This window comes from Streptomyces sp. TM32 (genome assembly GCF_004122755.1).
Lineage (GTDB): Bacteria > Actinomycetota > Actinomycetes > Streptomycetales > Streptomycetaceae > Streptomyces > Streptomyces sioyaensis.
In genome coordinates, this window is sequence record NZ_SDIG01000233.1 from 1 (window position 1) to 8,038 (window position 8,038).

The window sequence follows — 8,038 nt, forward strand, 5'->3', positions numbered from 1 at the left end:
ACGGTCTTCGCCGTCTCACGATACGTCCCGGCGCCGGAGCGCGCGGCCCGCTCGGCCCCCCGAAGCAGCCCAAGCCGTTCCGCGCGCCCAAGCCGGCCCGGCCCGCCAAGCCGTCCGGGCCGGTGGGCCGGACCGGGACGCCGGACGAGCCGTACGACCAGGAGCGAGGGAACTGGAGCGGCCCGGCGGACGCACCGTCGTCGCCGCGGCAGGACCGCGCCCCGCGCCCGCTCGGCCGGCTGCTGCTCGCCGCGGTCCTGCTGCTCCTCGTCGGTGCGGTCGTCTATGCGCTGGCGTTTCTGCCGGACTCCGGCCAGGACTCCAAGGCCGGCGGGCGCGGCGCGCACCGTCCGGGCAGCGCGAGTGCGGCCCCCGGCGGCAGCTCCGCACCGTCCGGCGACGGCGGCGGCGACCGGGGCGGCAGCAGCGGCGCGCCGCAGACCAGCGCGCCCGCTGGGGTCGCCGAGGGCTTCGAGGTACGCACCGACCCGGAGGGCTTCCAGGTCGCGGTCCGCAAGGGCTGGCAGCGGCGCGGGGCCAACAACCAGGGCCAGGTGCGGTACGTCGGCGGGGACTACGAGCTGGTGGTGGTGCCCGGCCGGGACACCACCGCGCGCTTCGGCACGGACCCGATGGCGTATCTGCAGAACAAGGAAGCCGAGCTGGCGCCGTACCGCTCCTCGGGCTGGGCCTCGGCCTCCGGCCTCCAGCGGATCGACGTCGGGAAGACGGCGATGGCCGAGGGCACCTTCTCCTGGCGCGACGGCAGCGGCCGCGAGGTGTACGTACGCAACCTCGCGATGATTCACAACGGCCGCTACCACCTCGTCCTGGTGATCGGCCCGGACCGCGGACGGCACGAGGTGGACCAGCTGTACACCCAGGCGACCAGCGCCTACCGCCCCGGCTGAGGTGGGAAGTCGGCCACCGGCGGCCGTCCTCGGGGGCGGCCCCGCCCGTCACCGGCGAACCGCTCCCGGAGTTCCTGCTTGAGCACCTTGCGCAGGGCCGTGCCGCGCGGCAGGGCGGCCAGCACCTCCAGCCGTTCGGGGAGCTTGTGCCGGGCCAGGCCCTGGGCGGTGAGGTGGGCGGTGACTCCGTCGAGGGTCAACTCCCTTGACCCCGGGGGCTGTTCGACGACCGCGCAGACCCGTTCGCCCCGCCGGTCGTCCGGCAGTCCGATGACCGCGGCGGCGGCCACGTCCGGATGCCGGTGGAGGAGCTCTTCGATCTCCTGGGCGGAGATGTTCTCGCCCTTGCGGATGATGATGTCCTTGAGCCGGCCGGTGAGCTGGAGGTGGCCGGTGGGGGTGAGCCGCCCGGTGTCGCCGGTGGGCAGGAAACCGTCGGCGGTGAAGGGGTCGGGCTCGTCGAGATAGCCGCGGCAGACGACCGGGCCGCGGAGGAAGATCTCGCCGGTGTCCGGGGCGATCTTGATCTCCATCCCGTCGGGTGGCCGGCCGTCGGTACCCGCGAGGTGCTCGGCGCTGTCGCGGGGATCGCCCATGGTGACCATCGGGGCCTCGGTCATCGCGTACCCGTGGGCGAGCGCGCAGCCGAGGGCGGCGGTGACCTCGTGGTACAGCGCGGCCGGCAGGGGCGCGCCGCCGCCGGCCAGCAGCCGCAGCGACGGCAGCAGTCGCTGCCCCGGCGGCAGCGCGCGCTGGGCGGCGAGGAAGAGGGCGTAGAAGGCGGTGGAGCCGCCGGCGACGGTGACGCCGTGGCGGCGGTAGGCGGCGAGCGAGCCGGGCAGTGCGAAGTGCTCCAGCAGCACGGCCGGGATGCCGTGCCACAGCAGCATGACGGTGTAGTCGGAGCCCGCGACATGGGCGTACGGAAAGGCCATCGAGCCGATGTCGGAGGGGCGCAGCCGCAGCGCCTCGGCCAGCCATCGGCCGGCCGTGCGCAGGCTGTGGTCGGTGTGCAGCACGCCCCTGGGGCCCGCGGTGGTGCCGGAGGTCCAGTAGATCCAGCGGGTCCGGTGCGCGCTGTCGGGCGGTGGGGGCAGTACGGCCGGGTCGCCGTCGGGCAGGGTGTCGCGGGCCTCGATGACGGTGAGCGGGCGGGGCAGGCCGGCGGCCAGGCGCTCGGCCATCGCGCGGTGGTCGAAGCCGCGCCAGGCGCCGGGGTGGACGAAGCAGTCGGCGCGGGTGCGGCGGAGCACGTGGCCGGTCTCATGGTCGCGGTACTGCGGGATGACCGGACTCTGGACGGCGCCGATCCGGGCCAGCGCGAGGCTGAGCAGTACGGTCTCGATCCGGGTCGGCAGCTGCCAGACGACCCGGCTGCCGGGCCGTACGCCCCGGTCGTGGAGGCCGGCGGCGACCCGTTCCGCGCGCCGTTGCAGCCCGCCGAAGGTGATCCGCCGCTCGTGCCGGGCGGATGCGGCGCCCTGGATGAGGGCGGTGGCGTCCGGGGTGCGGGCGGCGCGCCACTCGACCAGGTCCCACAGGGTGGTGCCGGTCATCCGCCCTCCCGTGACTGACGGTACGTCAGTTTCCGGGCCGAGAGTAGAGGCCGGCGCCTTGTCGGTCCAGAGGTGCCGGGGCTAGCCTCTTTCTGACGGTGTATCAGATAAGCCGGGCCCGGCCGGATACGGGGCGAGGGCCGACGAGGGGAATCCCCATGGAGCCACCGCGCAGCATCAGCGTCGACGAATGTGCGGACGAGCCCGCGCACCTCTTCGGGGCTCGGCCCCGCCCGGACCTCGACCGGTAGCCGCGCCATGGACCTCACCTGCACCGAGGAAGAGGACGCCTTCCGGGAACGGCTGCGCCGGTGGCTCGGCGAGGTGCTGCCCACGCTCCCCGCGCCGCCCGCGGCGGACGACTGGTCCGGCCGGCGGGCGTACGACGCGGCCTGGCAGCGGCGGCTGTACGACGCCGGGTACGCGGGGCTGCACTGGCCCGAGGACGCCGGCGGGCGGGGCGCCACCCCCACCCAGCACCTGATCTTCCTGGAGGAGACCGAACGCGCCGGTGCCCCCTATGTCGGTGCGAACTTCGTCGGCCTGCTGCACGCCGGGCCGACCATCGCCGCCGAGGGGAGCGACGCGCAGCGCGCCCGCTGGCTGCCGCCGATCCTGCGCGGCGACGAGATCTGGTGCCAGGGCTTCAGCGAACCGGACGCCGGCTCGGACCTCGCCGCGCTGCGCACCACGGCGGTGCGCGACGGGGATCACTACGTCGTCAGCGGCACCAAGCTGTGGACCTCGCACGCCGAGGTCGCCGACTGGTGCGAACTCCTCGTCCGCACCGACCCGGACGCGCCCCGGCACCGCGGCATCAGCTGGCTGGCGATGCCGATGGACGCCCCGGGGGTGACGGTCCGGCCGCTGCGTACCCTCGCCGGCTCGGCGGAGTTCGCCGAGCTGTTCCTCGACGAGGTCCGGGTGCCGGTGAGCCACCGCGTCGGCGCGGAGAACGACGGCTGGCGGGTGACGATGGTGACGCTGTCCTTCGAGCGCGGCACCGCCTTCGTCGGCGAGGTGGTGGCGTGCCGCCGGGTGCTCGGAGCCCTCGCCCGCGCGGCCCGTGCCAATGGCCGCTGGGACGATGCCGTGCTGCGCCGCAAACTGGGCAGGCTGCACGCGGAGTTCGCGGCGCTGTGGCGGCTGACCCAGTGGAACGTGAGCGAGGCCGCCGCCGCCCGTCCGCGCGGCGGCCGGTCCGGCATCGGGGGCGTCCCGGGAACCGGCGGCTCGGTCTTCAAGCTGCGCTATTCGCACGCCCGCCAGGAGCTGTACGACGCGGCGGCCCAGGTGCTGGGCGCCGGTGCGCTGGACGCGGACCACGAGTGGGTGGCCGGGCGGCTGTCGTCCCTCTCGTACACCATCGCGGCCGGCACCTCGCAGATCCAGCAGAACATCGTCGCCGAGCGGATCCTCGGCCTGCCGAAGGGGCGGTGAGGGGGCCGGTGGACTTCCAACTCACCGAGGACCAGCGGGCGTTGCAGCGGGCGACCCGGGAGCTGCTGGCCGGACGGTTCGGCCCGGACCGGCTGCGGGCCGCGGTCGGCGACCCGGCGCCGGACCGTGCGCTGTGGCGGGAGCTGGGTGAGGCCGGGTTCTTCGCGCTGCGGCTGCCGGAGGAGGCCGGCGGGGTGGGGCTCGGGCTGCCGGCGGCGGTACTCGTCTTCGAGGAGGCCGGGCGGGCGCTGCTGCCCGGACCGCTGGTGGCGTGCCAGCTGCTGGCCGGGGTGGTGGACGGTGTCGCGTCCGGCGAGAAGATCGTCGGGCTGTGCGAGGGCACGCGCGACCCGGTGCTGTGGGAACACCCGGCCGGCTGCGAGGAGTTGATCTTGGTGGAGGTGGGTACGGGGCGCCATGACGAGGCAGGTCGGGGCGCACAGGGGCGCACGGGCGGCGTATACCGGAGTGCGGCGGACCGGGTGTCCTGCGCCCCCTTCGCTTCCGTCGATCCGCTCACCCCGCTCGCCCACGTCACGGATCTGCCGCGCACCGAGCCCCTCGCCCTCGACGTGCCGCGACTGCGTCGCGAGGCCGCCTTGCTCACCGCGGCCCAGCAGCTCGGCAGCGCGGCCCGGACGGTCGAGCTGGCGGTCGCCCACGCCCGCCGGCGCGAGCAGTTCGGCGCCCCCATCGGCGCGTTCCAGGCGATCAAGCACCTGTGCGCGCAGATGCTCGTACGGGCGGAAATCGCCCGGTGTGCGGTCTATGCGGCGTCGGTCACGGAGGGTGATATCGACGTCACGGGGGCGAAGTTGCTCGCCGACGAGGCCGCGGTGCGCAACGCACGGGACTGTGTGCAGGTCCACGGGGGGATGGGCTTCACCTGGGAGGCCGAGGTGCATCTGCATCTCAAGCGGGCCTGGTTGCGGGCGGAGTGCTGGTGCACCGCCGGTGAGGCGGAAGAACTCCTGGCCGCGGACTTGATCGCCTGACGGTGTGGCGCGGAGGCGGTGAGAACGGTGACGGGAGGGGAGGAAGTCAGACTCTGGCAACCCCTGTGCGGAATGTCGGACTCACTACGCAGAAGCGGTCACGGAGGGTCGATATCGGGTTGTGTCCTAGGCGTGACTCGTCACAGGGGGGAGTCGGCGTTCCGCTCGGGTACGCTCCCTCGGGTGCGAGTGGTTCTGTGGCGCAACGAACCCGGTGTCGTCGTGGCGACGGCTCCGGGTGACGGACTGCGCGCCGCTCGCCCAAGGGGCGGGCCCGGTCGCCCCCCTTGTTCGACTCCCCGCAAAGTGCGTCGCACAGTATGCAGGACGCATACTCCCTTGCGCTGGAATATGCCCGAAGCGCTTGTTGGGGTGACTGAACGTCAACCATGCTGTGCTTCACCGGGGTCACGCACCGTGACTCCGTGGAGGCGCGAGGCGATGTTTCCGCCGGTTCGGATGGTGTGAGCGGTGCAGGTGCTTCAGGTGCAGTTGGACGTACGACCCGACCCCGCGGAGGTGGGGCGGGCTCGGCGATGGGCCCGGTCGCGGCTCGTGGGCTCGGGTATAGGGGTCGATGAGCCGGTGGCGGAGACGTTGATCCTGTTGATCTCCGAGCTCGTCACCAATGCGGTGGTCCACACCGGCGCGTCCGCCGTACTGCGGATGTGCTTTTCCGGGTCGGGTGCCGTGGTCGGCACGGTCCGGGTCGAAGTGGCGGATGCCAGCGCCCGTCCGCCGCGTCAGCGGCACGCCGACGGCGACGACACCAACGGCCGCGGCCTGGAGCTGGTCGACGGCCTGGCCGACCGTTGGGGGTGGCAGCAGGAGGCCACCGGCAAGCGGATCTGGTGCGAGGTGGACCGCAGCCAGCCGTTGCTGATGGCGGCAGGCGCCGATCTGGGGGCATTTGAGCCCCGTTGCGCGGCGCCACGTGCCGTGACGCATCAGGCGTAACTCCCGCCAGTCAATGCAGAGTCGGTGGATAGCCGGCATTCTTCGCCGGTCATGGCGAATCGCGCGAAATCCGATGAGCTCGGACCGGGTGCTGAGGTGGCGCGCCCGGTGGAGCGCTCCGGGGTGGCGTGCCGCGCCGCGAGGGGACGCCGAGGCCGCCGGGTCACCGGCGGGTGCTGCCGGCGTCCCGGCGCGGCCACGTCAGAGCACCGCCACGGGCGCGACCGGCGCCCCGGTCCCGCCGACGAACGGCTCGGCTGTCGCGGACAGGAAGAAGGTGCCGCGCCCCTCCTCCGCGCATGCCGCGGACAGCTCCTCCAGATTCCAGTTCTGGCCCTGCGGCATGCCCATCTCGACCAGGTGGAGGGCGTGCACCGGCATCCACAGGTCCTCGATCTCCGGCGGGAAGATCTCGAAGGTCAGGGTGTCGTTGGCGACCGCCGCGACATCGCGTGCACGGAACCACTCCGGGGTGCGCAGCGACAGTCCGGGCGAGGGGAAGGCGTACGCCTGGCGGTTGCCGGCGAGGTAGTGCTGGAGGTGCCCGGTCCGTATGAGGACGATGTCGCCGGGCCGGACCGTGGTGCGGGCCAGTTCCTCGGCGGCGTCCAGATCTTCCGGGGTGACGGCGTGGCCGGCGGGCAGCCGGTCGGTGCGGTGTGCGCGGGCGACGTCCAGGAGGACGCCGCGGGAGACGATCGGGGTGGCCCGCTCGATGCCGAGGGCGGTGGCGCCGAGGTGCGCGGTGACGGTGCCGGCGGGGCGGTCGTTGTAGAGCCGCCCGGAGTGCGAGACGTGGGCGAGGCCGTCCCAGTGGGTGGCGGACTGCAGGCCCATGGTGACCGCGTCGTCGGAGGTCGCGACGGTACCGGGGCCGAAGATCTCGTGGTTGACGGCGGTCATGGTGTGCAGCGGGTTGACCCGGCCGGGGATCACGCCGGTCTGTACGCCGTCCTGCCGGAGCGGGAGGGCCAGCGGGATGCGGCGGCCGCTGCGGATGCAGGCGGCCGCTTCCCGTACGACCTGGGTGGTGATCAGGTTGAGGGTGCCGATCTCGTCGGCCGCCCCCCAGCGTCCCCAGTTGTTCACGCGTGCGGCGATGTCGTGGAACTCCTGCGGCAGGGGCATCGGGCCCTCCTCGGGGTGGCCGGGTCCGTTCGGCCCGGGGTCTTGTGTTCGTACCGGGTCTGCTCAAAAATCTAACGGTCCGTCAGAAACTGTGGGAGGGGCAGGACATGGGGAACTTCTTGGCCGGCAAGGTGATCGCCGTCACGGGGGCGGGCCGGGGCATCGGCCGGGCGGTCGCCCTGGCCTGCGCGGCGCAGGGCGCACGGGTGGTCGTCAACGACTACGGCGTCTCCATAGCGGGCGGCGAACCGAGCAGCGAGGTCGCCGCTTCCGTGGTCAAGGAGATCCAGGCGGCGGGGGGAGAGGCGACCGCGGTCGCCGACGACGTGTCCACCATGGCCGGCGGCCAGCGGATCGTGGACACCGCGCTGGCGCAGTACGGGGCCATCGACGGTGTCGTGTGTGTGGCCGGGATCCTGCGGGAGCGGATGCTGTTCAACATGTCCGAGGAGGAGTGGGACCCGGTCGTCGCCACGCATCTGAAGGGGACGTTCACGCTCTTCCGGGCGGCGTCGGCGGTGATGCGCCGGCAGGGGTCGGGAACCCTGCTGGGCTTCACCAGCGGCAACCACCAGGGGTCGGTGTCCCAGGCCAACTATGCCGCCGCGAAGGGCGGGATCATCTCGCTGGTGCGCAGCGCCGCGCTGGGACTGCACAAGTACGGGGTGACGGCCAATGCGGTGGCGCCGGTCGCGCGGACGCGGATGTCGGCGAACGTGCCGATGGAGCTGACGGAGATCGGCGAGCCGGAGGACGTGGCGGCGCTGGTCGTCTACCTGCTCAGCGAGCGGGCCCGGGAGATCACCGGGCAGGTCTACACGGTGGCCGGACCCAAGATCGCCGTATGGGCGCAGCCCAGGGAGCTCCGCTCCGTCTATGCCGACGAGGGCGGATGGACGCCGGAACGGGTGGCCGAGGCGTTGCCGGGGTCGGTGGGGACCGATCCGATGCCGATGCTGGCGCAGCTGGCCCAGATGGCCGCCGCGGCCGCGGCCAAGGCACGGCCCCAGCACTAGGCGGGCCCCGAGGGGCGGCGGGGGCGGTCGGTGGG

6 protein-coding genes and 1 pseudogene are annotated in these 8,038 nt (G+C 73.4%); 5 read left to right on the forward strand and 2 right to left on the reverse strand.

Annotated features, from left to right (window positions below; genetic code table 11):
• Positions 1-911, forward strand: a pseudogene (locus EST92_RS31430) (hypothetical protein); the annotation flags it as partial.
• Here the strand turns inward: EST92_RS31430 and EST92_RS29725 are convergent.
• The gene (locus EST92_RS29725; protein WP_129283791.1) at positions 896-2,467 is read right to left on the reverse strand and encodes an AMP-binding protein; all 1,572 of its coding nucleotides are present in this window, start codon (positions 2,465-2,467) and stop codon (positions 896-898) included. The pseudogene EST92_RS31430 and the gene EST92_RS29725 sit on opposite strands and share 16 nt — an antisense overlap.
• 258 nt (positions 2,468-2,725) lie before the next feature.
• Between EST92_RS29725 and EST92_RS29730 the strand changes: the two genes are divergently transcribed.
• The 3 genes from EST92_RS29730 to EST92_RS29740 all read left to right on the forward strand — a co-directional run bounded on the left by EST92_RS29730 (position 2,726) and on the right by EST92_RS29740 (position 5,859).
• Positions 2,726-3,907: an acyl-CoA dehydrogenase family protein gene (locus tag EST92_RS29730; RefSeq protein WP_129283792.1), complete on the forward strand. Its 1,182-nt coding sequence runs from the start codon at positions 2,726-2,728 to the stop codon at positions 3,905-3,907.
• 8 nt (positions 3,908-3,915) lie between these two features.
• A complete protein-coding gene (locus EST92_RS29735) occupies positions 3,916-4,902 on the forward strand; it encodes an acyl-CoA dehydrogenase family protein (RefSeq protein ID WP_129283793.1) in 987 nt (328 codons plus the stop codon).
• 471 nt (positions 4,903-5,373) lie between these two features.
• Positions 5,374-5,859, forward strand: coding sequence for an ATP-binding protein (locus tag EST92_RS29740; RefSeq protein ID WP_129283794.1), 486 nt, complete (start codon positions 5,374-5,376; stop codon positions 5,857-5,859).
• 201 nt (positions 5,860-6,060) lie between these two features.
• Here the strand turns inward: EST92_RS29740 and EST92_RS29745 are convergent, their stop codons facing one another.
• Positions 6,061-6,987, reverse strand: coding sequence for a cyclase family protein (locus EST92_RS29745; protein WP_129283795.1), 927 nt, complete (start codon positions 6,985-6,987; stop codon positions 6,061-6,063).
• Between the two features lie 107 nt (positions 6,988-7,094).
• Between EST92_RS29745 and EST92_RS29750 the strand changes: the two genes are divergently transcribed.
• Positions 7,095-8,003 carry an SDR family oxidoreductase gene (locus EST92_RS29750; RefSeq protein WP_129283796.1) on the forward strand — a complete coding sequence of 303 codons (909 nt, stop codon included), beginning with the start codon at positions 7,095-7,097 and terminating at the stop codon, positions 8,001-8,003.
• The last annotated feature ends 35 nt before the right edge of the window (positions 8,004-8,038 follow it).